General features: G+C 68.5%; 18 protein-coding genes. 7 read left to right on the forward strand and 11 right to left on the reverse strand.

Annotated features, from left to right (window positions below; all coding sequences use genetic code 11):
* Nucleotides 1–3: 3 nt before the first annotated feature.
* A complete protein-coding gene (locus DIE17_RS29490; RefSeq protein ID WP_409364388.1) occupies nt 4–789 on the reverse strand; it encodes an ABC transporter ATP-binding protein in 786 nt (261 codons plus the stop codon).
* A 248-nt stretch (nt 790–1,037) separates the two neighbouring features.
* On the opposite strand from DIE17_RS29490, the gene DIE17_RS29495 reads away from it, so the two are divergent.
* On the forward strand, nt 1,038–1,694 hold the full coding sequence (locus DIE17_RS29495; protein ID WP_260426299.1) for a TetR family transcriptional regulator C-terminal domain-containing protein: 657 nt from the start codon (nt 1,038–1,040) through the stop codon (nt 1,692–1,694).
* An 85-nt stretch (nt 1,695–1,779) separates the two neighbouring features.
* On the opposite strand, the gene DIE17_RS29500 is transcribed toward DIE17_RS29495, so the two are convergent.
* From DIE17_RS29500 to DIE17_RS29530, 7 genes are all read right to left on the reverse strand, one after another.
* Complete coding sequence (locus DIE17_RS29500; protein WP_124522951.1) at nt 1,780–3,381, reverse strand: 5-guanidino-2-oxopentanoate decarboxylase; 1,602 nt, start codon at nt 3,379–3,381, stop codon at nt 1,780–1,782.
* 55 nt (nt 3,382–3,436) lie between these two features.
* Entirely contained in the window at nt 3,437–4,075 is a 639-nt protein-coding gene (locus DIE17_RS29505; RefSeq protein WP_124522953.1) for a MarC family protein, read from the reverse strand.
* 61 nt (nt 4,076–4,136) lie between these two features.
* Complete coding sequence (locus tag DIE17_RS29510; RefSeq protein ID WP_124522954.1) at nt 4,137–4,865, reverse strand: NAD(P)H-dependent oxidoreductase; 729 nt, start codon at nt 4,863–4,865, stop codon at nt 4,137–4,139.
* A 41-nt stretch (nt 4,866–4,906) separates the two neighbouring features.
* On the reverse strand, nt 4,907–5,701 hold the full coding sequence (locus tag DIE17_RS29515) for an ABC transporter permease (RefSeq protein WP_124522955.1): 795 nt from the start codon (nt 5,699–5,701) through the stop codon (nt 4,907–4,909).
* Nucleotides 5,702–5,721: 20 nt separating this feature from the next.
* A complete protein-coding gene (locus DIE17_RS29520; RefSeq protein WP_124522956.1) occupies nt 5,722–6,597 on the reverse strand; it encodes an ABC transporter permease in 876 nt (291 codons plus the stop codon).
* Between the two features lie 22 nt (nt 6,598–6,619).
* On the reverse strand, nt 6,620–7,729 hold the full coding sequence (locus tag DIE17_RS29525; RefSeq protein WP_124522958.1) for an ABC transporter substrate-binding protein: 1,110 nt from the start codon (nt 7,727–7,729) through the stop codon (nt 6,620–6,622).
* Nucleotides 7,730–7,867: 138 nt separating this feature from the next.
* A complete protein-coding gene (locus tag DIE17_RS29530) occupies nt 7,868–9,031 on the reverse strand; it encodes an ABC transporter ATP-binding protein (protein ID WP_124522960.1) in 1,164 nt (387 codons plus the stop codon).
* A gap of 145 nt (nt 9,032–9,176) precedes the next feature.
* Here DIE17_RS29530 and DIE17_RS29535 point away from each other — a divergent pair, with 145 nt between their 5' ends.
* Genes DIE17_RS29535 through DIE17_RS29545 form a run of 3 tightly spaced genes read left to right on the forward strand, consistent with a single transcriptional unit; the run spans nt 9,177 to nt 13,306 of the window.
* The gene (locus tag DIE17_RS29535; RefSeq protein ID WP_124921444.1) at nt 9,177–9,965 is read left to right on the forward strand and encodes an enoyl-CoA hydratase/isomerase family protein; all 789 of its coding nucleotides are present in this window, start codon (nt 9,177–9,179) and stop codon (nt 9,963–9,965) included.
* Nucleotides 9,966–9,968: 3 nt separating this feature from the next.
* Complete coding sequence (locus tag DIE17_RS29540) at nt 9,969–11,126, forward strand: acyl-CoA dehydrogenase family protein (protein ID WP_044843923.1); 1,158 nt, start codon at nt 9,969–9,971, stop codon at nt 11,124–11,126.
* A gap of 50 nt (nt 11,127–11,176) precedes the next feature.
* The gene (locus DIE17_RS29545; RefSeq protein WP_124921445.1) at nt 11,177–13,306 is read left to right on the forward strand and encodes an acetate--CoA ligase family protein; all 2,130 of its coding nucleotides are present in this window, start codon (nt 11,177–11,179) and stop codon (nt 13,304–13,306) included.
* Nucleotides 13,307–13,403: 97 nt separating this feature from the next.
* Here the strand turns inward: DIE17_RS29545 and DIE17_RS29550 are convergent, their stop codons facing one another.
* Nucleotides 13,404–14,795: an FAD-binding oxidoreductase gene (locus DIE17_RS29550; protein ID WP_124522964.1), complete on the reverse strand. Its 1,392-nt coding sequence runs from the start codon at nt 14,793–14,795 to the stop codon at nt 13,404–13,406.
* Nucleotides 14,796–14,838: 43 nt separating this feature from the next.
* Nucleotides 14,839–15,969, reverse strand: coding sequence for a porin (locus DIE17_RS29555; RefSeq protein ID WP_124522966.1), 1,131 nt, complete (start codon nt 15,967–15,969; stop codon nt 14,839–14,841).
* A 261-nt stretch (nt 15,970–16,230) separates the two neighbouring features.
* On the opposite strand from DIE17_RS29555, the gene DIE17_RS29560 reads away from it, so the two are divergent.
* Nucleotides 16,231–16,827, forward strand: a complete 597-nt coding sequence (locus DIE17_RS29560) for a thioesterase family protein (RefSeq protein ID WP_124522968.1) — start codon at nt 16,231–16,233, stop codon at nt 16,825–16,827.
* Nucleotides 16,828–16,855: 28 nt separating this feature from the next.
* On the forward strand, nt 16,856–18,343 hold the full coding sequence (locus tag DIE17_RS29565; RefSeq protein WP_124921446.1) for an aldehyde dehydrogenase: 1,488 nt from the start codon (nt 16,856–16,858) through the stop codon (nt 18,341–18,343).
* A gap of 15 nt (nt 18,344–18,358) precedes the next feature.
* On the opposite strand, the gene DIE17_RS29570 is transcribed toward DIE17_RS29565, so the two are convergent.
* The gene (locus DIE17_RS29570; protein ID WP_124522972.1) at nt 18,359–18,601 is read right to left on the reverse strand and encodes an antitoxin; all 243 of its coding nucleotides are present in this window, start codon (nt 18,599–18,601) and stop codon (nt 18,359–18,361) included.
* 262 nt (nt 18,602–18,863) lie between these two features.
* Between DIE17_RS29570 and DIE17_RS29575 the strand changes: the two genes are divergently transcribed.
* Complete coding sequence (locus tag DIE17_RS29575; protein WP_124522974.1) at nt 18,864–19,553, forward strand: alpha/beta hydrolase; 690 nt, start codon at nt 18,864–18,866, stop codon at nt 19,551–19,553.
* Nucleotides 19,554–19,566 lie beyond the last annotated feature (13 nt).

Here is a 19,566-nt window from a genome sequence, read left to right on the forward strand (position 1 = left end):
GGTTCAGTGACGTTGCCGGTGCGCGTTGACGAACTGGCGGCAGCGTTCGCTCTGCGGCGCATCGAAGATCTCGGCCGGCGCGCCGCTCTCCTCGACGCGTCCCTCGTGCAGAAACAGCACCTTGTTCGACACGTCGCGCGCGAATGCCATCTCGTGCGTGACGAGGATCATCGTGCGGCCTTCGCACGCGAGATCGCGGATCACCTTCAGCACTTCGCCGACGCGTTCGGGATCGAGCGCGGAAGTCGGCTCGTCGAACAGCATCACTTTCGGCCGCATCGCGAGCGCGCGCGCGATCGCGACACGCTGCTGCTGGCCGCCGGACAGGAACACCGGATAGACGTTGCGCTTGTCGGCGAGGCCGACGCGTTCGAGCAGCTGCTCGGCGCGCGCGAGCGCTTCGGCGCGCGGTTCGCGCAGCACGTGCACGGGCATCTCGATCACGTTCTCGAGCACCGTGCGGTGCGCCCACAGATTGAAGCTCTGGAACACCATGCCGAGCCGCGTGCGAACGCGTTCGACCTGGCGCGGATCGGTCGGCACGGTGCGGCCCTTGCGGTCGAGCTTCAGCCCGATCTCCTCGCCATCGACCACGATGCGCCCGCGGGTCGGCGTCTCGAGCAGGTTGATGCAGCGAAGCAGCGTGCTCTTGCCCGAGCCGCTCGCGCCGATCAGCGAGATCACTTCGCCCTCGCGCGCGCTTAGCGACACGCCCTTCAACACCTCCAGCTCGCCGAACCGCTTGTGCAGGTCCGTCACCTGCACGCGCTCCTCGACCGCCGTCTTCACGCTCTCCGCCCGCGCCAACATGCTGTCTCCTGTGTCGAATTCTCACGCCCGTCCCGCGCGGGATCGCGGCGCCTTGTTGAATGGCCGACCAACCTCATGTGGAGTCGAGTATAGGCGCTGTTGAACAAGGGTTCAACAGATTTCAATAATCCGGAAGCAAGGGTTTTCGCGGGTTCCATCGCTGTAATTGAACAAGCGTCCGACACTCCCCTATAATCGGTGCCATGACGATTCCGTAAGGTCACCCCGTGAAAAAGACTTCTGGCAGCGCACCGGTTCAGACCCGCAGCCGCGGCATCCGAGAAACACCCGCGGTGCGGCAGCAATCGATCATCGACGCGACGATGCGCTGCATTGCGCGCTACAGCTATTCGGAAACCACGATCGACCGCATCTGCGCGGAAGCGAAGGTGTCGCGCGGGCTGATCAACCATCACTTCCAGTCGAAAGACGAGCTGATGGCGCAGACCTACAAGCGGCTCGCGGCCGACCTGCTCGACGTGTCGCGCGCGGCCGCCGCGAACGCGACGGGCCCCGAGGACAAGCTCGACGCGATCATCAAGGTGTGTTTCGCCGCGCCGGTGTTCGCGCCGAAGAACGTGAAGGTCTGGCTCGGCTTCTGGAGCGTCGCGCACAGCGATCCGGTGATCCGCAAGGCGCACAAGGAGCTGTATGCCGGCTACCGGCAGGCGTTGAAGAAGCTGTTCGACCAGATCGCGGAAGTGCGCGGCGGCACCGTCGACAGCGAGCTCGCCGCGCTGACGGTGACAGCGGTGATCGACGGCTTCTGGCTCGAACTCGCGCGCGACCCCACGTCGTTCACCGCGGAAGACGCGCTGACCAGCTGCCTGCGCGTCGTCGATTCGTTCCTGCCGCCGCCGAAGACGGCGCGCAAGCGCGCGTAACGCACGCAACGCGCCTCGCCGGCAAGCCGGCGCACTCGCGCCGCAACCGGCACGACGGCCTCGCATCGCGAGGCCGTTCGCATTTTCACGCCGCGCGAATCTCGATCAGGTACGGCGCGTCGTGCGCGGCCGCTTCGCCGAGCGCACCGGCCAGCGACGCACCCTCTTCGACTCGCTGCGCACCCCATCCATACGCGCGCGCGAGCGCGACGAAATCGGGCGTATGCAGATCCACGCCGACCGGCTCGACGCCGCCGTCGACCATCGCACGCTTGATCTCTCCGTAACCGCCGTTGTTCAGCAGTACGACGATCACGCGCGCGCGATGCTGCACCGCGGTGCCGAGTTCGGCGAGCGTGTACTGGAACCCGCCGTCGCCGGCGAGGCAGACCACCGGCCGCGACGCATCGCCGAGGCTCGCGCCGACCGCGGCCGGCAGCCCGTAGCCCAGCGAGCCGAAGCCGACCGACGCGTTGAACCAGCTGCGCGGACGCGACGCCGCGAAGCCGACGTTGCCCGCATAGACGATCCGCGTCGAATCGCCGACGAGCGCCGCATCGGGCAGCGCGTCGCGCACGCTGTCGAGCAGCGCGAGATCGCGCCGCATTTCGTCGTTGAGTTCCTGCCGCGCGGCCGCACGGCACACCGCCGCCCGCTCAACGCCGTCGCCGTCAGCGCGGGCCCGCGCATCCGCCGGCCACACGCGCCGCAGCGCGCGCAGCGTTTCGCCGACGTCGCCGAGCAGCGGCAGCGCGGGCACCGCGTTGCGGCACAGCTGCTGCGGATCGATGTCGATCCGCACGAGCGGCGCGGGCATCGAGAAGCTGCGCGTCGCATACAGGTCGTAATCGGTCGGGCCGAGCTCGGTGCCGAGCGCGACGATCAGGTCGCTGTCGCGCATCAGCGCGCGCACCGCGTCGCTCGACGCCGACCACGACACGCCGAGCGGATGCGCGCTCGGCAACACGCCGCGCCCGTTGATCGTCATCACGACCGGCGCGTCGAGCGTCTCCGCGAGCCAGCGCACGTCGGCGGCCGCGTCGAGCGCGCCGCCGCCCGCGAGAATCAGCGGCGCGCGCGCGGCGGCAGCCTTCGCACGCAATGCGTCGATCCCGTCGGCCGATGCGGGGCCGGGCGCGATGCGCGGCGGCACGGCCGGCACCGGCGGCAATGCATCGGCCGGCGCCGCGAGCACGTCGAGCGGAATCTGCAGATGCACGGGGCGCGGCCGGCCGCCCGAGAACACCGCGAACGCGCGTGCGATCGCCTGCGGCAGCGCGTCGGCGCGCGGCACCGTGTAGCTGAACGCGGCGATGTTCTGCGCGAACGCATGCTGGTCCGGCAGTTCGTGCAGATGGCCGTTGCCGGAGCCGATGTCGCCGGACGCGTTGACGCTCGAAATCACCAGCATCGGAATCGAATCCGCATACGCCTGCGCCATCGACGTCGCGATGTTCGTCATGCCGGGGCCGGTGATCACGAAACACACGCCGGGCTTGCCGGTCGCGCGCGCATAGCCGTCCGCCATGAAGCCGAGGCCCTGCTCGTGGCGTGCGCTCACGTGGCGCAGCGCGCTGCCGGCGAGCCCGCGGTACAGCTCGATCGTATGCACGCCGGGAATGCCGAACACCGTGTCGACGCCGTAGGCGGCGAGCAGGTCGACCAGGTACATGCCTACTGTTTTCATGTAATTTCCATCGTTCAGGGTAAGGAGGTGGATCGCGCGCGGCCCCGTGAGGCAGTCAATGCGCGAGCCCCGGCAACAGTTCGCGCACGCCCTGCGCGAGCATCTGGAACGCGATCGCGGTCAGCACGATGCCCGACAGCCGCTCGACCAGCGTCCTGCCGATCTCGCCGAGCCGCCGGCACCACGACGCCGAGCACGCATACGTGAGCCCGATCACGCCCGCGTGCAGCACGCACGCCGCGCTCAGCGCCAGCAGGTCGGCCGGCGTATGAAAGCGCGTCGCGGTCGTGATCACGAGCGACATCACCGCGCTGCCGATCGACAGCGGGAAGATCAGCGGCACCGCGATGTAGCTGCGCCATTGCGCATGTTCGAGCCGCGTGTCGCCGCCGCTGCGCTCGTCGTTCGCCGTGCCGCGCATCATCGGAATCGACCACAGGCACAGCACGAGGCCGCCCGTCAGCGTCAGCGCACCGAGCGTGAGGCCGAGCATGCGCAACAGGAACTGGCCGCCCCACACCGCGCCGATCATCAGCGCCGCGATCCACGCGAACAGCCTGAACGCGATCTGCCGCTGTGTCACGTCGGGAAAATGCCCGGTGACGGCCGCATACATCGGGATCGCGACGGGCGGACAGAACAGCGTCAGGAGCCCGGTCAGGAACAGCAGCACGTCGCTCGACGTCAGGGTCATCGCTCGAACTCACATGCGGTCGGGTAGATAAGCGGCGCGGTGGCGACGCGGCCGGGCGTGATCAATCCTGCGCGGCGTCCTGCGGCGCGCGTTCGCGCGGCCGCATGTCGCCGTCGAAATCGTCGAGCGTCGGAAACGCCATCGGTTCGTGCCGGTCGAGTTCTGCGAGATAGGCGTCGTAGCGTTCGAGCACGGCCGCGCGCTCCGCGTCGCCGATGTACGGCACGTGATAGCCGACGAACGACGGCAGCACGTCGAAGCCTGCGTAGCCGAGCGTGCCGCGCAACACGTGGCGCAGCATCAGGTCCATTTCGCCGTGCACGCCGTCTGCACCGAACATGTAGTCGCGGCCGCCGCACGTATAGGCGAGCAGCGCGCGCTTGCCGCGCATCCCGCCGCGATCGTAGAAGCGCACGCCGCCGTACACCTTGCCCGACACGAGCACGCGGTCGATCCAGCCTTTCATGATCGCCGGCACCGAGCACCAGAACAGCGGAAAGCTCAGGATCAGCAGGTCGCACGCGGCAAGCTTGTCGAGTTCCGCGGCGATGTCCGGCGCGATCGCGTGCGCGGCGACGTTCTCGCGCTGCTCCAGCGCGTAGACGAGATAGTCGGGGTTCTTGCGCACGCCGAAATCGGCCGCGCTCGCGACCGGATTCCACTGCATCGCGTACAGGTCGGACACCGTCACGGTATGCCCCTGCGCTTCGAGCGTGCTCACCGCGCGGTGCAGCATCGACGTCGTGAACGACTGCGGTTCGGGATGGGCGTGAACGATCAGGACTTTCATGGTGCGAGTTTTCTCCGCGACGTAACGTTGAACTGCTGGATTCAGACGGATCCGGCCGCACGCTTGCGCAGCAGCGACAGGCCGATCGCGACGCAGGTCGCGACGAGCAAAAGCGTGGATACCGACGCGATCGCCGGATCGACGTTCTCGCGCATCCCGTCCCACATGCGGCGCGGCAGCGTATAGACGTTCCGGCTCGAGATGAACAGCGTGACGACGATCTCGTCCCACGACAGGATGAACGCGAACACCGCGGCCGACAGCACGCCCGGCCGGATCGACGGCAGGATCACGTAGCGCAGCGTCTGCGCGACGTTCGCGCCGAGGCTGCGCGATGCCTGCTCGATGCGCAGCCCGACGGTCGCGAGCGATGCCGAAACCGCCACCACGACGTAAGGCACCGACAGCACGACGTGCGACAGGATCGCGGCGGGATAGCTGTCGAGCATCCCGAGTTCGCCCCACAGCCGGTAGAACGCGAGCGCCGACACGATCGGCGGCACGATCAGCGGGAACAGGATCACGCCGCGCACGAACTCGCCGCGCCGCGACGCGACTTTCCACAGCCCGATCGCGCACAGCGTGCCGAGCGCGACCGAGATCGCCGACGACACCAGCGCGATCAGCCCGCTTTGCAGAAAGCTCGACACCCAGCCGTCGTCGTCGAGCAGCACGCGGTAGTGCCGCAGCGACAGCGCGCCGTCCGGCATCGACAGGTAGTCGCTCGGCGTCAGCGAGACGGGCACCGACACGAGCAGCGGCAGCATCAGGAACAGGATCGCGGCCCACGCGATACCGACCACGAGCGCGCGTCCTGCGGTCATTCGGGTGTTCATCGGAACCTCCTCCGTTCGGGTCAGCGCGCGCCGAACAGCTCGCGCAGGTCGACGAAACGCGCGAGCAGCGCGAGCGCGGCCAGGATTGACGCCAGCAGCAGCGACGCGAGCGCCGCCCCGCTGCCCCAGTTCACGAGCTGCAGGATCTGCGTGCTGATGTATTCGGCGATCATCACGGTGCGGCCGCCGCCGAGTATCACCGGCGTCACGTAGAAGCCGAGCGAGAAGATGAACACGAGGATCGCCGCGCCGACGATGCCCGGTCGCGTCTGCGCGAAATACACCTTGCGGAACGTGACGAACGCGCCCGCGCCGAGCCCCTGCGAGGCACGTGCAAGCTGCGGATCGATGCCCTTCATGTTCGCGTACAGCGGCAGCACCGCGTACGGAATCATGAAGTGGATCATCCCGATCACGACGCCGACCTCGTTGCGCATCAGCGGCAGCGGCGCGTCGATCAGCCCGATGCGCAGCAGCAGCGTGTTGACGAGCCCCTGCTCGCCGAGCAGGAACAGCCACGAGAACGCGCGCACCAGCACCGACGCCCAGAACGGCACGAGCAGCCCGAACATTAGCGCTATCCGTTGCCGCGGGCCGACGTGCGCCATCGCATACGCAATCGCATAGCCGAGCGCGACCGAACACACGGTCGTGACCGCGCACACGCGCAGCGTGGTCCACAGCACGCGATGCACGCCGTGATTGCCGAGCAGCCGCGCATAGTTGTGCAGGCCCGGCTCCGGCACCGTGAAGCCGAGCCACAGCACACGCACGAGCGGATACACGTACAGCACGATCAGCACCGCGAGCAGTGGCACGACGAGCAGCCAGTAACGATCGGCCTTCGCGCGGCCGAGCGGGACCGCGCCCGCGACGGGAGTAGACAGGGTATTCATGGCGTCACGCTCGCGAGGCGGCTCAGGACGACATCAGGTCGGTGTACTGCGCGAGCGTCGCTTCGTAGTGCTGCGCCCACCACTCGGGATTCACCTTGCACTGCTTTGCCCAGTTCTCCGGCGTGCCCGGGTTGTCGGCGCGTAGCGCCTGCGGCACCGCGGCGGTCGCGGCCGGCGTCACCGGCCCGTTGCCGAGCAGCGACAGCAGGCGCACCTGCGGCTCGACGCCCTGCACGAACTTGATGAACTGCCAGACGGCATCGCCCGACGGATTGTTCTTCGGCACGCCCCACACGTCGCACGACGCGAGCCCCTGCTCCCACGTATAGCGGAACCGGCCATTGCTCTCGCGCTGGATCACGTTCGCGCGCGTATGCCAGATGCACGCCATGCTGACTTCGCCGTTGCGCAGCAGCTGCAGGCTGTCCGCGCCCGAATCCCACAGCAGCACGTTCGAGCGCAGTTCCTTCAGCTTCTTCAGCGCGCGCGGCACGTCGATCGGATAGACCTTGTCCTTGTCGACGCCGTCGGCCATCAGCGCGGCTTCGAGCGCGCCGCCCATCCATTTCCACAGCCCGCGCTTGCCCGGAAACTTGCCGACGTTCCAGAAATCGGCCCAGTTCTTCGGCGGATTCGCGCCGAACTTGCGCGCGTCGTAGACGAGCACGTAACTCAGCAGGTACGACGGCACGCCGAAGTCCGATGCGAGCCCCGGCAGCGTGTTGCGGCCGACGACCGAATAGTCGATCGGCCGCAGGAAGCCCTGCTTGCCGAGCTTGATCGCCGCGAAGCCGTCGAGATCCATCACGTCCCAGATCACGTTCCGGTTCTCGACCATCGCCTTGATCTTGCCGTCCTCCGGCGACGAGTCGTAGCCCATCCGGATGCCGCTCGCCTTCGTGAACGGGTCCATGTACGCGGAGCGGAACGCCGAACGCGCTTCGCCGCCCCATGCGCTGAGCACGATTTCCTTCGGGTTCGACGCGAGTGCGTCCTTCGCGCCGAGCGACAGCAGCGTCGGCGCGATGCCGGCCGCCGCGCACAACCGCAGAAAATCGCGGCGGCGCTGCGACATTGCCGGTTGAAGTTCGCGTGCTTGGTCGAGCAGGTCCTGCAGATGGCGGTTCGTCATGGTGTCTCCTCCAGGCTGGTCAGCGCCCGCACGCGTCTCGTCGTTTTCGGGCATCGGTGAATCGGTGAATCCGTCAGTCGGTGAGTCGGCGGCGACGGCGGCTCGTGCCGCTTCGCGCGGGATGCAACGTGCGCCGCGTCAGTCGGCCGCGATCCGACACGTCGCGTCGCGCTCCCACTGCACGAACACGTCCATGCCGCAGCGTGGTGACGCGAGCCCGCGCCATGCGGGCACGTCGGCCGTCACGCAGCCGAGCGCCGGCGTCTCGATCTCGAAGCGGTACGACGAACCGAAATAGCTCCAGTGGCGAATGCGACCCGCGACTTCGTTGTGCGCACCGCCGCACGACGTCGCCGACACCGCGACCTTCTCCGGACGCAGCGCGAACAGCAGCGGCTCGTCGGGCCGCGCACCGCACGCCGGCGCGACGAAGCGCGCATCGCCGACGCGGTAATGCGTCGTCGAAGCATCGCCGCCGAGCGCGACACCTTCGATGAAATTGCTCTTGCCGAGGAAGTCCGCGACGAAGCGGTTGGCCGGCTGCTCGTAGAGCCCGTCCGGCGTGCCGATCTGTTCGAGCCGGCCGTCGCGCATGATCGCGATCCGGTCCGACATCGACAGCGCTTCCTCCTGGTCGTGCGTGACGAACAGGAACGTCGCGCCGAGCCGCTCGTGCAGCGCCTTCAGCTCGACCTGCACCTCGCCGCGCAGCTTGCGGTCGAGCGCGCCGAGCGGCTCGTCGAGCAGCACGAGATCGGGATCGAACACCAGCGCGCGCGCGATCGCGACGCGCTGCTGCTGGCCACCCGACAACTGGCGCGGCAGGCGATCGGCAAGATGGCCGAGCCGCACGAGATCGAGCGCGGCCTTCACGCGCTTCACCGCGTCGGGCCCTTTCTGCTTGCGCACCATCAGCGGATACGCGACGTTCTGTTCGACCGTCATGTGCGGAAACAGCGCATAGCCCTGGAACACCATCCCGAAGTTGCGCTTCTCGGGCGGCAACGAGACGATGCTGCGGCCGCCGACGCGCAGGTCCCCGCTGCTCGGATGCTCGAAGCCCGCGACGATCGTCAGCAGCGTCGTCTTGCCCGAACCCGACGGCCCGAGGATCGTCAGGAATTCGCCGCGCGGAATGTCGATCGTCGTTTCGCGCAGCGCATGCACGCTGCCGTAGCGCTTCGACACGCGATCGATCTGCAGGCCCGCGCCGCTCGCCGCATGCTGCGCCGCCGCGCGTGCCGCATGCGCCCCGGTCCTGCCGTCCTCCACGCCTGCCGACGTCTCCATCACCACGCTCATCGTGTGTCTCCTGGTCGACTCACAATTGGGTTGAACGTTCATTTAACAGAACTTATACTATGCCGAAATGCGGTCCGCAAGTAGCGGCGACCCTTGCCGGCTCTGACACACCCCGACACACGACAACCAGGAGACAGTGATCAGCATGAGCATCGAGGACATTCGAATCGAACGGCACGACGGCGTCGTGACCCTTCGCCTGAACCGCCCGGCGAAACGCAATTCGCTCGCGCGGCCGCATCTCGACTTTCTTCGCGAGACGCTCGACGCGCTCGCGAACGATCCGGCCGTGCGCTGCGTCGTGCTGACCGGCACCGGCAGCGCGTTCTGTGCGGGCGCGGACGTCGACGAATGGGCCGAGGCCGAGCGCAACGGCGAACTCGACACCTACGGCTGGACCGAGCGTGCGCACCGTTTCGTGCAGACGCTCGCCGCATTTCCGCGTCCGACGATCGCCGCGCTGAACGGTTCGACGGTCGGCGCCGGCACCGACATCGGCTTCGCGTGCGACTTCCGCATCGCGAGCACCGCTGCGACGCTGCGCTGCGGGTATACGGGCATGGGCTACAGCCCCGACATGGGCGGAAGCTGGTTCCTGCCGCGCATCGCGCGCCCCGACGTCGCACGCCGCTTCATCTTTCTGAACGAACGCTGGAACGCGCAGGACGCGCTTGCCGCGGGGCTCGTGTCCGAAGTCGTCGACGCCGACGATCTCGCGACGCACGTCGCCGCGTTCGCCGCGCGTCTGGCGCAAGGGCCGAGCGTCGCGTTCGGCCACACCAAGGCGCTGCTCGCGCAATCGCTCACGCACACCCTCGCCGAGCAACTGCGCGGCGAGCTGGCGGCCGGCGTCGCGTGCGGTCACAGCGAGGACGGCCAGGAAGCGCTTCGCGCGTCGGTCGAAGGTCGCGCACCTCATTTTGTCGGGAGATGATCGATGGATTTTTCGCTGACCCAAGAGCAGGAAATGCTGGTGACGTCGCTGCGTCAGTTCGTCGAGAAGGAACTGCAGCCTCATGAATTCGCGGTCGATCGCGCGGACGACGTGCCGCCCGAACTCGCCGACTCGATCCGCCGCAAGTCGCTCGAGCTCGGCTTCTATGCGTTCAACATGCCCGAGAGCGCCGGCGGCCCGGGGCTCGACTACGTGACGCAGGCGCTCGTCGAACGCGAGCTCGGCCGCACGAGCTGGGCGCTGCACGTGTTCGTCGCGCGGCCGAGCAAGATCCTGATGGCGTGCAAGGGCGACCAGGTCGAGCGCTACCTGAAGCCGGCCGTGCGCGGCGAGCGCGTCGACTGCTTCGCGCTGACCGAGCCGGGCGCCGGCTCCGACGCGATGGGCATCCGCACGCGCGCGGTGCGCGACGGTGACGACTACGTGATCAACGGCAGCAAGCACTTCATCAGTCATGCGGACACGGCCGACTTCGTGATCCTGTTCGCCGTCACCGGCGAGGAGGAAGTGCGCGGCCAGAAGCGCAAGCGCGTGACCTGCTTCCTGATCGACAAGGACACGCCGGGCATGACCGTGCGGCGCGGCCCGCACTGCACGAGCCTGCGCGGCTATCACCAGTCGGAGATCTTCCTCTCCGACTGCCGCGTGAGCGCCGCGCAGATCCTCGGCGAAGAGCATCGCGGCTTCGAGCTCGCGAACGACTGGCTGACGGCCGGCCGCGTGATGGTCGCCGCGAACAACATCGGCCGCGCGCAGCGTGCGTTCGAGATGGCCGCCGAATGGGCCGCGACGCGTCATCAGTTCGGCAAGCGCATCGGCGACTTCCAGGGCACGTCGTTCAAGCTCGCGGACATGCAGACCGAGATCCGCGCGGCGGAACTCGTCACGCTGTACACCGCGCAGAAACTCGACCAGGGCACGATGACCGACGGCGACGCCGCACTCGCGAAGCTGCTCGCGACCGAGACGCTCGGCCGCGTGACCGATCACGCGGTGCAGATCTACGGCGGCATGGGGCTGATGGACGAACTGCCGATCGAGCGCTTCTGGCGCGATGCGCGCATCGAGCGCATCTGGGAAGGCACGTCCGAGATCCAGCGCCATATCCTGTCCAAGGAAATCCTCCGACGCTACAGCTGACGCGAATCGTCGCGCCGGCGCGTCCGGCGCGACTTCCGAAAGGACCTTTCATGACTTCCTCTCCCGCAGTCAGGGATCGCTGCGCGGCCGCCGCGGCCAATCTGCGCCGGCTGCTCGACCCGGCCAGCATCGCGTTCGTCGGCGGACGCGGCATCGCGGGCGCCGTGCAGCGCTGTCGCGATTACGGCTATGCCGGCGATATCCGACTCGTCAATCCGAATCATGCGGAGATCGACGGCGTGCGCTGCCATGCGAGCGTCGCCGACCTGCCCGCCGCGCCGGACGCCGTGTTCGTCGCGGTGCCCGCGCGCCAGGCGATCGACGTCGTGCGCGCGCTCGCCGCACGCGGCGCCGGCGGCGCGATCGTCTACGCGTCGGGTTTCTCCGAAACGGGCGCCGACGGCGCCGCGCTGCAGCAGGCGCTGGTCGACGCGGCCGGCGACATGGCCGTGCTCGGCCCGAATTGCTACGGCCTGATCAACGGGCTGAACGGCAGCGCGCTGTGGCCGGTCGCGCATTGCGCGCCGCGCGTCGAATCGGGCGTCGCGGTGATCACTCAGAGCGGCAACCTCGCGTACAACCTGTCGATGAGCGCGCGCTCGGTGCCGTTCGCGTATCTCGCGAGCGTCGGCAACCAGGCGTCGGTCGACATCGCGCGCCTCGTCGATGCGTTCGTCGACGATCCGCGCATCCGCGCGATCGGCGTGCACCTCGAAGGGCTGAAGGACGTGCGCGCGTTCAGCGAGGCCGCAGCCCGCGCGCTCGCGCGCGGCGTGCCGATCGTCGCGCTGAAGAGCGGCACGTCGACGCTCGGCGCGCAGCTCGCGATGAGCCACACGAGTTCGCTCGCGGGCTCGGACGCGCTGTACGACGCGCTGTTCCGGCGGCTCGGCGTGATTCGCGTGAAGGACCCGGTCGGCCTCGTCGAGACGTTGAAGCTGCTCGCGATCGCAGGCGTGCCCGAGCGCCGAACGCTCGCCGCGCTGGCGACGTCCGGCGGCGATGCGGGGCTCGTCGCCGATCTCGGCGAAGCGCGCGGCATCGCTTTTCCGCCGGTCGGCGATGCCGGCCGCGACGCGCTCGGCAACGTGCTGCCCGCGTACGCGACGATCGCGAACCCGCTCGACTTCACGACCACGCCGTGGGGCGACCCCGACAAGATGCGCGCGTGCTGCGACGCGCTGCTCGCCGATCGCCCGGGCGCCGCCGCGATGATCCTCGACTATCCGCAGGAAGCGACCGGCGAGCGGCCGCTGTGCGATATCGCCGCGGACGCGTTCGCGGCGTCCGCACGCCAGCACGGCGTGGTCGGCGCTGTGATTTCGGTGTTTCCGGACCTGACGCCGCCCGATCACGCGGCCCGCATGGCCGCCGCCGGCGTCGCGCCGCTGCAGGGGCTGGCCGACGGGATCGCTGCGATCGGCGCGGCGATGGCCTACGGCGACACGCGCCGCCGCGTGCTCGACGCCGACGCGCTGAACGCGCTGCCGGTGCTGCGCGCGGGCGACGGCGGCCACGGCACCGCAACGCTGCACGACGAATGGGCGAGCAAGCGGATGCTGGCCGCGCACGGGCTCGACGTGCCGCCGGCCGAATGCGTCGCGCCCGCCGATGCGCCGGCCGCCGCGCAGCGGCTCGGCTTTCCGGTCTGCGTGAAAGTGGTCAGCGATCGCCTGCCGCACAAGACCGAGGCCGGCGCGGTCGCGCTGAAGCTCGGCTCGCCCGAAGCCGTCGCCGCGGCCGTCGTGCGAATGACCGAACAGGTCGCGCGTTATGCGCCGGATGTGCACGTCGAACGCATCCTCGTCGAGAAGATGGCCGACGCGCCGCTGCTCGAGCTGATCGTCGGCGTGAAGCGCGAGCCGAATTTCGGTCTCGCGCTGGTGCTCGGCACCGGCGGCGTGCTGGTCGAACTGATCCGCGACACCGCGACGCTGCTGCTGCCGGTGCGCGAAAGCGACGTGCGCGACGCACTGCTCGGGTTGAAGCTCGGCCCGCTGCTGACCGGCTATCGCGGGCGGCCGAAGGCCGATCTCGATGCGGTCGTCGCGAACGTGATGGCGATCGCACGCTTCGCACAGGCGCATGCCGACACGCTCGTCGAACTCGACGTCAATCCGCTGCTGGTGATGGAACGCGGTGCGGTGGCCGTCGATGCGCTGGTGCGGCTCGACGCGTGATGCCGGCCTGAAACGCGGCGGCCCGCTTGCGTGATGCGCGAGCGGGCCGCTGCCTGATTGCCGAGCCGTCCGTCGAAAGCGAAGAACGCTCCGCCGTTCAGATCACCTTGCCGGGATTCAGAAGTCCGAACGGATCGAATGCATGCTTGAGACGTCGCATCGCGGCGATCTCGACGTCGCTGCGCGAACAACCGAGCCAGTCGCGCTTGTAGCGGCCAATCCCGTGCTCGGCCGACACCGAGCCGCCCGCATCGCGCACGAGCGGATACAACACCGAGTCGACGTCGTGCGCGCCCTCGCCCGTCGCATACGGCGCGGAAACGCACACATGCAGGTTGCTGTCGCCGAGGTGGCCGAAGAAGAACACGTGCGCCCCGGGCCAGCGTGCGTTCAGCGCGCGCTCGCACGCGTCGATGAACTTCTCCGTCGCGCGCGGCGGAATGCCGACGTCGAAATTGACGACGCCGGGGAGATCGTCGATCGCGAGCCCTTCGCGCACCGTCCAGAAGGCCTGCGCATCGGCCGCGGTCTGCGCGAACGCCGCATCGTCGATCAGCCCGCGTTCGAGCCAGTCGGCCAGCACCGCTTCGAACCGTTCGGCCGTCTGCGCGGCATCGCCGCTCGCGCATTCGATCAGCACCTTGACGCCGCCGTCCGCCGGCAGCGGCGCGCGCGTGCCGGGCGTATGCGCGCACACGTAGCCGTAGAACGCCGGCCACATCGCCTCGAAGCTCAGCAAGTCCGCGCATGCCGCACGCGCGTCGCGCAGCAGTGCGAGCGCCGCCGCCGTATCGCGCACCGCGCACAACGCGGTGGATGGCGCGGCGAGCCGCGGATGCAGCCGCAGCACGACGCGCGTGATGACGCCGAGCGTGCCTTCGCTGCCAACGAAAATCTGCCGCAGGTCGTAACCCGCGTTGTTCTTCAGCATCTTGTTCGGCGAACTCAGCACGGTGCCGTCGGCCAGCACGACCTCGAGGCCGAGTACCTGCTCGCGGGTCGTACCGTAGCGGATCACGCGATTGCCGCCCGCATTGGTCGCGACGTTGCCGCCGATCTGGCACGAGCCGCGCGCGCCGAGATCGATGCCGAGCGCGAATCCCGCGTCGTCCACTGCCTGCTGCAGCTCCTGCAGCGTCGTGCCGGCCCACGCGGTGACGGTGGCCGCGTCCGCATCGATCTCGACGACGCCCTTCATGCGTTCGAGCGACAGCACGACGTCCTGCGCACCGGGCCCGGCGCCGGCCGCGAGCCCCGTCATTCCGCCCTGCGGCACGACCGTCTGACGATACGCGGTGCAGATCGCGAGCGCGCGGCTCACATCGTCGACGCTGCGCGGCCGCACCAACGCTCGCGGCCGCGGGCCGGCCGCTTCGCCGTAGTTCGTGAAATGACGCGCGCCGATGGCGTCGCCCACGCTGACGCAATCGGCGCCGAGTGCGTCGCGCAGCGCGGCGACGACGTCGCCGTTCAAGGAAGGATCGGACATGATCGACGGGGCCGGCCGAACCCGGCCCGGGAGCGAGTGAGGATCAGAAATTGTGCCGCATGCCGATGCGCGCGGCGGCCTGCGTGCGGCTCGTCGACGGCGTGAAGCTGTAGCCGATCACCGCGTCGACGCCGTTCGATGCACGCATCCAGTCGACCGCCGCATACACGTCGGTGCGCTTCGACAGCGCGTAATGCGCACCGAGCGCGACTTCGTGCCAGTGATGACCTTCGAACGTCGTGTACTGATAGCCCGCGACGAGCGACAGTGGCACGGTCGCCTGGTACAGGCCGCCCGCTTCGTACACGCGCATCGTCGACGATTGTCCGTAGCCCTTGAACGTCGTGTTGCTGAAGTCCGCGTTCAGCGTCAGCTTGCCGAACGTGTACGACGCGCCGACACCGAAGATCGATTGCGAATCGATCGAGAACGGCGTCGAATCGTGCAGGTCGGTGACGGCGCCCGTCGCCGGGTCGACCGTCGCGACCGTCTGCCCGAGCATCGTCCGCACGCCCATCTGCGCATACGGATCGAGCGCGGCAAGCCGGCGTGGCGCGTTGAGCCGCGTGTAGTTGCCGCCCGCCGAGAAATCGCCGTGCGTGTAGCTCGCGCCCACGCTCCATGCGCTCCCGTCATGGAAGCTGCCCGCGTCGTTGCTGAACGAATACATGCCGCCGACCACGAGCCCGTGGAAGCTGTTGCTGACGAATTTCACCGCGTTCTGCAGCCGGTCCCCGCTCTGGCGGTCGAAATCGCCGAGATGCACGCCGTAGCCGCTGCCGAACGCGCTGACGTTGTACGCGGCCGTGAAGTCGAATGCGAAGTCGTACTGATTACCGAACGTCAGCGTGCCCCAGTCGTTGCCGAGCCCGACGTACGCCTGCCGCCCGAACATCGCGCCACCCTGGTTCAGCCTGCCGGTGCCGAGCCGGAAGCCGCTCTCGAGCTTGAACACCGCCTTGTTGCCGCCGCCGAGATCCTCGGTGCCCATCAGGCCGACGCGGTTGCCGTACGACACGCCGTCGTCGAACAGGTACGCATGCGCGCCGCCCGTGTTGTTCACGTAGGTGATGCCGCCGTCGATGATCCCGTACAGCGACACGCTGCTCTGGGCATGGGCGTAGCCGTGGACCATCACCGACATCATGCCGGCCAGCAGGAAGCGCTTCTTCATTTTCGGTGTCTCCGGTTGCCGCGCGCGGCGGCTCGATTTTCGTTGTGCGTGAACGCCGCCCGCCTGCTTCGCTTCGGCACCGCGGCGCTGGCGAGTATAGGTTTTGCTGAATGAATGTTCAATCGATTGACGAGAACGGATGCACCGGTGTTTACACCCATCGGCGATTTCATTATTGAAAAAACGTTCAACCCGTCATAACATCGACCGGCAGCCCCGCGGATGACGTGCGGGCCCGTTCCGAACCTCGGAGTGCACTGGATGACGACCACCCTCAGCCCCGCCGCCGAGCCGCGCCTGCGCTCGGCCTACGAAGGACAGAAGTCGCGCCCGTACGACCCGGCCGCGCCGATCGCGACGCCGCTCGAACTGCATCGCTGCATCGTGCAGCCCGAGTGGGTCGACTACAACGGCCACATGAGCGAGTCGTGCTACCTGCTCGTGTTCGGCGACAGCAGCGATGCGTTCTTCCGCTACTTCGGCATCGACGACGACTATCGCGACGCCGGCTGCTCGATCTATTCCGCGGAAACGCACATCCGCCACCTGCGCGAAGCGATGCTCGGCGAGCCGCTGCGGCTCACGGTGCGGCTGCTCGACCTGGACGATCGCCGGCTGCACGTGTTCCATTCGATGCATCACGCGACGACCGGCGCGCAACTCGCGACCGGCGAACAGCTGCTCACGCACGTGGACATGCGCGCGAAACGCTCGGCGCCGTTTCCGGACGCGATCCGCCGGCATCTCGACGCGATTCACGCCGAGCATGCGCGCGCGCCGCGCGAGCCGCACGCGGGCCGTGCGATCGCGATCCGCCGCGCGGCCCCTGCTGCTTCCGCTGCTTCCACTTCCCGCTGACCAAGCCGAACCACGACGGAGTTTTCCCATGCAGACGCACGACGCCTGGCGCAGCCGCGCTGGCCAGCTCGACATCGCTTCCCGCGCGTTCGTGGACGGCACGTTCCGCGACGCGCACGACGGCGCCACCTTCACATGCACGAGCCCGATCGACGGCCGCGTGCTCGCGCCGGTCGCGCATTGCCGCGCGGCCGACGCCGACCTCGCGGTCGCCGCCGCGCGGCGCGCGTTCGAAAGCGGCATCTGGCGCGACGCATCGCCGCGCGAACGCAAGCGCGTGCTGCTGCGCTGGGCCGCGTTGATCCGCGAGCACGCGGACGATCTCGCGCTGCTCGAAACGCTCGACACCGGCAAGCCGATCGGCGATACGACCACGATCGACATCCCGTCCACCGCGTATTGCGCCGAGTGGTTCGCCGAGGCGATCGACAAGACCGGCGGCGAGGTCGCGCCGGCCGACGCGCATCTCGTCGGGCTCGTCACGCGCGAGCCGATCGGCGTGGTCGCGGCTGTCGTGCCGTGGAATTTCCCCGCGATGATCGCGATGTGGAAATGCGCGCCCGCGCTCGCGGCGGGCAACAGCGTCGTGCTCAAGCCGTCCGAGAAGTCACCGCTGAGCGCGCTGCGGCTCGCCGCGCTGGCCGTGCAGGCCGGGCTGCCGGCCGGCGTGCTGAACGTGCTGCCGGGGTTCGGCGATGCAGGTGAAGCGCTCGCGCGGCATCCGGACGTTGACTGCATCGCGTTTACCGGCTCGACCGCGGTCGGCCATAAAGTCGCGCGCTGCGCGGCCGATTCGAACCTGAAGCGCGTATGGCTCGAACTCGGCGGCAAGTCGCCACAGATCGTGCTGCCCGATTGCCCCGATCTCGAACGCGCGGCGCGCACCGTCGCGCATGCGGTGTTCTACAACACCGGGCAGATGTGCACGGCGGGTTCGCGCCTGCTCGTCCATCGCGCGATCCGCGACGAACTGGTCGCGCGCGTGCTCGCGATCGCGCCCGAGTATGCGCCCGGCGATCCGCTGTCGCCCGACACGCGGATGGGCAGCCTGATCGACGCCGCCCAGGTCGAGCGCGTGCTCGGCTACGTCGATGCCGGCCGTGACGAGGCGACGCTGCTCGCGGGCGGCCGGCGCGCGCGCGCCGCGAGCGGCGGCGAGTACGTCGAGCCGACCGTGTTCGACTGTCCGCGGGCCGATGCGCGGATCGTGCGCGAGGAGATTTTCGGGCCGGTGCTGGCGGTGACGGCGTTCGACGATCTCGATACGGCTGTCGCGCTCGCGAACGACACGCGTTATGGGCTCGCGGCGTCGGTGTGGACCGCGAACCTGACGACCGCGCACGAAACCGCGCGGCGGCTGCGGGCCGGCACGGTGTGGGTGAACGGCTACGAGGAAACCGACGACATGAACTTCCCGTTCGGCGGCTTCAAGGAATCGGGCAACGGGCGCGACAACTCATTGCACGCGCTGGAGAAGTACACGGAGTTGAAGTCGACGGTGATCCGGTTGCGGTGATATCCAGCAGAAACTTCATTCGAACACGTCCGGCCCGGAGCATTCATGAGCGGCGGGCTCGGTTGTCGCAGCTTCCTCGAAATCGGCATCAACCGGGCCGATCAGTGGCGTCAACCACGCCCAGCCTTGCGGCACGGGCTCGAGGATGACAGACGCGCCGTGCCGCCGAATCCGGACCTCCGTGGTATCGAAGCGGAAATCCTTCGGCAAGCAAACAGCCTGCGATCCATCATGCTCGAAAATCTTGGCGGTCTCCATCTCGACACTCCATGCATCGACAAAACGTGGATATTTTGCCGACTGTGGGTCGCGGCGGCGAGTCGTGCGGTCGACATATTGGTGATGAACGGTCGCCTCTCGGGAAATTTGCTCGCGACGGGACACACGTAGCCGTACCCAATATCGGACGTTCTGGCTCCACATTCATTCCCAACAGGAAACAATCAATCACCATCCGGCGATTCATCTCCCCGTCCGCGCGTTCTAGACTATCGGATCACTCCCCCACCGGACCCACGCAATGACCGATGTCCTGCCGCTGACCACCGACCCCGAATCCGGCCTCCACTACCGGCTGCGCCCGGCCGCCGGCCGCCCCGCGGGCCGCCTGTTGCTGCTGCACGGCGTCGGCGGCAACGAAACCAACCTGCTGAACCTGGCCGCCACGATCGATCCGCGCGTCGAAATCGCGTTCGTGCGCGGGCCGCTGACGTTCGGCCCCGGCCAGCACGCGTGGTTTCCGGTGCGCTTCGGCCCGAACGGCCCGGAAATCGATGCGGCCCGCGCGGAGGCGAGCCGTGTGCAGTTGATCGCGCTGCTGCGCGCGTTGCGCGCGCGGGACCCCGGGAACGAACCCGTCGCCTTGCCGACCGTGATCGCCGGCTTCAGCCAGGGCGGCATCATGAGCGCGAGCGTCGGTCTCACCTCGCCGGCCGACGTCGCCGCGTTCGCGGTGCTGTGCGGGCGCATCCTGCCGGAGATCGATCCGCTGATCGCGTCCCGCGATGCATTGAGCCCGCTGCACGCGCTGGTGATGCACGGCCGCTTCGACGACAAGCTGCCGGTCGCGTGGGCGAACACGGCCGACGCGAAACTGACCGCGCTCGGCGTCGCGCACGACACGCAGCTCTATGACGCCGGCCACGAGCTGACCGCGCAGATGGCCGGCGACTTCAGCCGCTGGGTCGGCGCACGCGCCGGGTTGAACTGAGCGCACCGGGCGG

It is taken from the genome of Burkholderia sp. Bp9099 (assembly GCF_003857805.1).
In the GTDB taxonomy this organism is placed as follows: Bacteria; Pseudomonadota; Gammaproteobacteria; order Burkholderiales; family Burkholderiaceae; genus Burkholderia.

Coding starts and splice junctions, on each gene's coding strand:
- DIE17_RS29500 (WP_124522951.1), bottom strand. CDS start 3,381: ATGAAAACAGTAGGCATGTACCTGGTCGACCTGCTCGCCGCCTACGGC.
- DIE17_RS29505 (WP_124522953.1), bottom strand. CDS start 4,075: ATGACCCTGACGTCGAGCGACGTGCTGCTGTTCCTGACCGGGCTCCTG.
- DIE17_RS29510 (WP_124522954.1), bottom strand. CDS start 4,865: ATGAAAGTCCTGATCGTTCACGCCCATCCCGAACCGCAGTCGTTCACG.
- DIE17_RS29515 (WP_124522955.1), bottom strand. CDS start 5,701: ATGAACACCCGAATGACCGCAGGACGCGCGCTCGTGGTCGGTATCGCG.
- DIE17_RS29520 (WP_124522956.1), bottom strand. CDS start 6,597: ATGAATACCCTGTCTACTCCCGTCGCGGGCGCGGTCCCGCTCGGCCGC.
- DIE17_RS29525 (WP_124522958.1), bottom strand. CDS start 7,729: ATGACGAACCGCCATCTGCAGGACCTGCTCGACCAAGCACGCGAACTT.
- DIE17_RS29530 (WP_124522960.1), bottom strand. CDS start 9,031: ATGAGCGTGGTGATGGAGACGTCGGCAGGCGTGGAGGACGGCAGGACC.
- DIE17_RS29535 (WP_124921444.1), top strand. CDS start 9,177: ATGAGCATCGAGGACATTCGAATCGAACGGCACGACGGCGTCGTGACC.
- DIE17_RS29540 (WP_044843923.1), top strand. CDS start 9,969: ATGGATTTTTCGCTGACCCAAGAGCAGGAAATGCTGGTGACGTCGCTG.
- DIE17_RS29545 (WP_124921445.1), top strand. CDS start 11,177: ATGACTTCCTCTCCCGCAGTCAGGGATCGCTGCGCGGCCGCCGCGGCC.
- DIE17_RS29550 (WP_124522964.1), bottom strand. CDS start 14,795: ATGTCCGATCCTTCCTTGAACGGCGACGTCGTCGCCGCGCTGCGCGAC.
- DIE17_RS29555 (WP_124522966.1), bottom strand. CDS start 15,969: ATGAAGAAGCGCTTCCTGCTGGCCGGCATGATGTCGGTGATGGTCCAC.
- DIE17_RS29560 (WP_124522968.1), top strand. CDS start 16,231: ATGACGACCACCCTCAGCCCCGCCGCCGAGCCGCGCCTGCGCTCGGCC.
- DIE17_RS29565 (WP_124921446.1), top strand. CDS start 16,856: ATGCAGACGCACGACGCCTGGCGCAGCCGCGCTGGCCAGCTCGACATC.
- DIE17_RS29570 (WP_124522972.1), bottom strand. CDS start 18,601: ATGGAGACCGCCAAGATTTTCGAGCATGATGGATCGCAGGCTGTTTGC.
- DIE17_RS29575 (WP_124522974.1), top strand. CDS start 18,864: ATGACCGATGTCCTGCCGCTGACCACCGACCCCGAATCCGGCCTCCAC.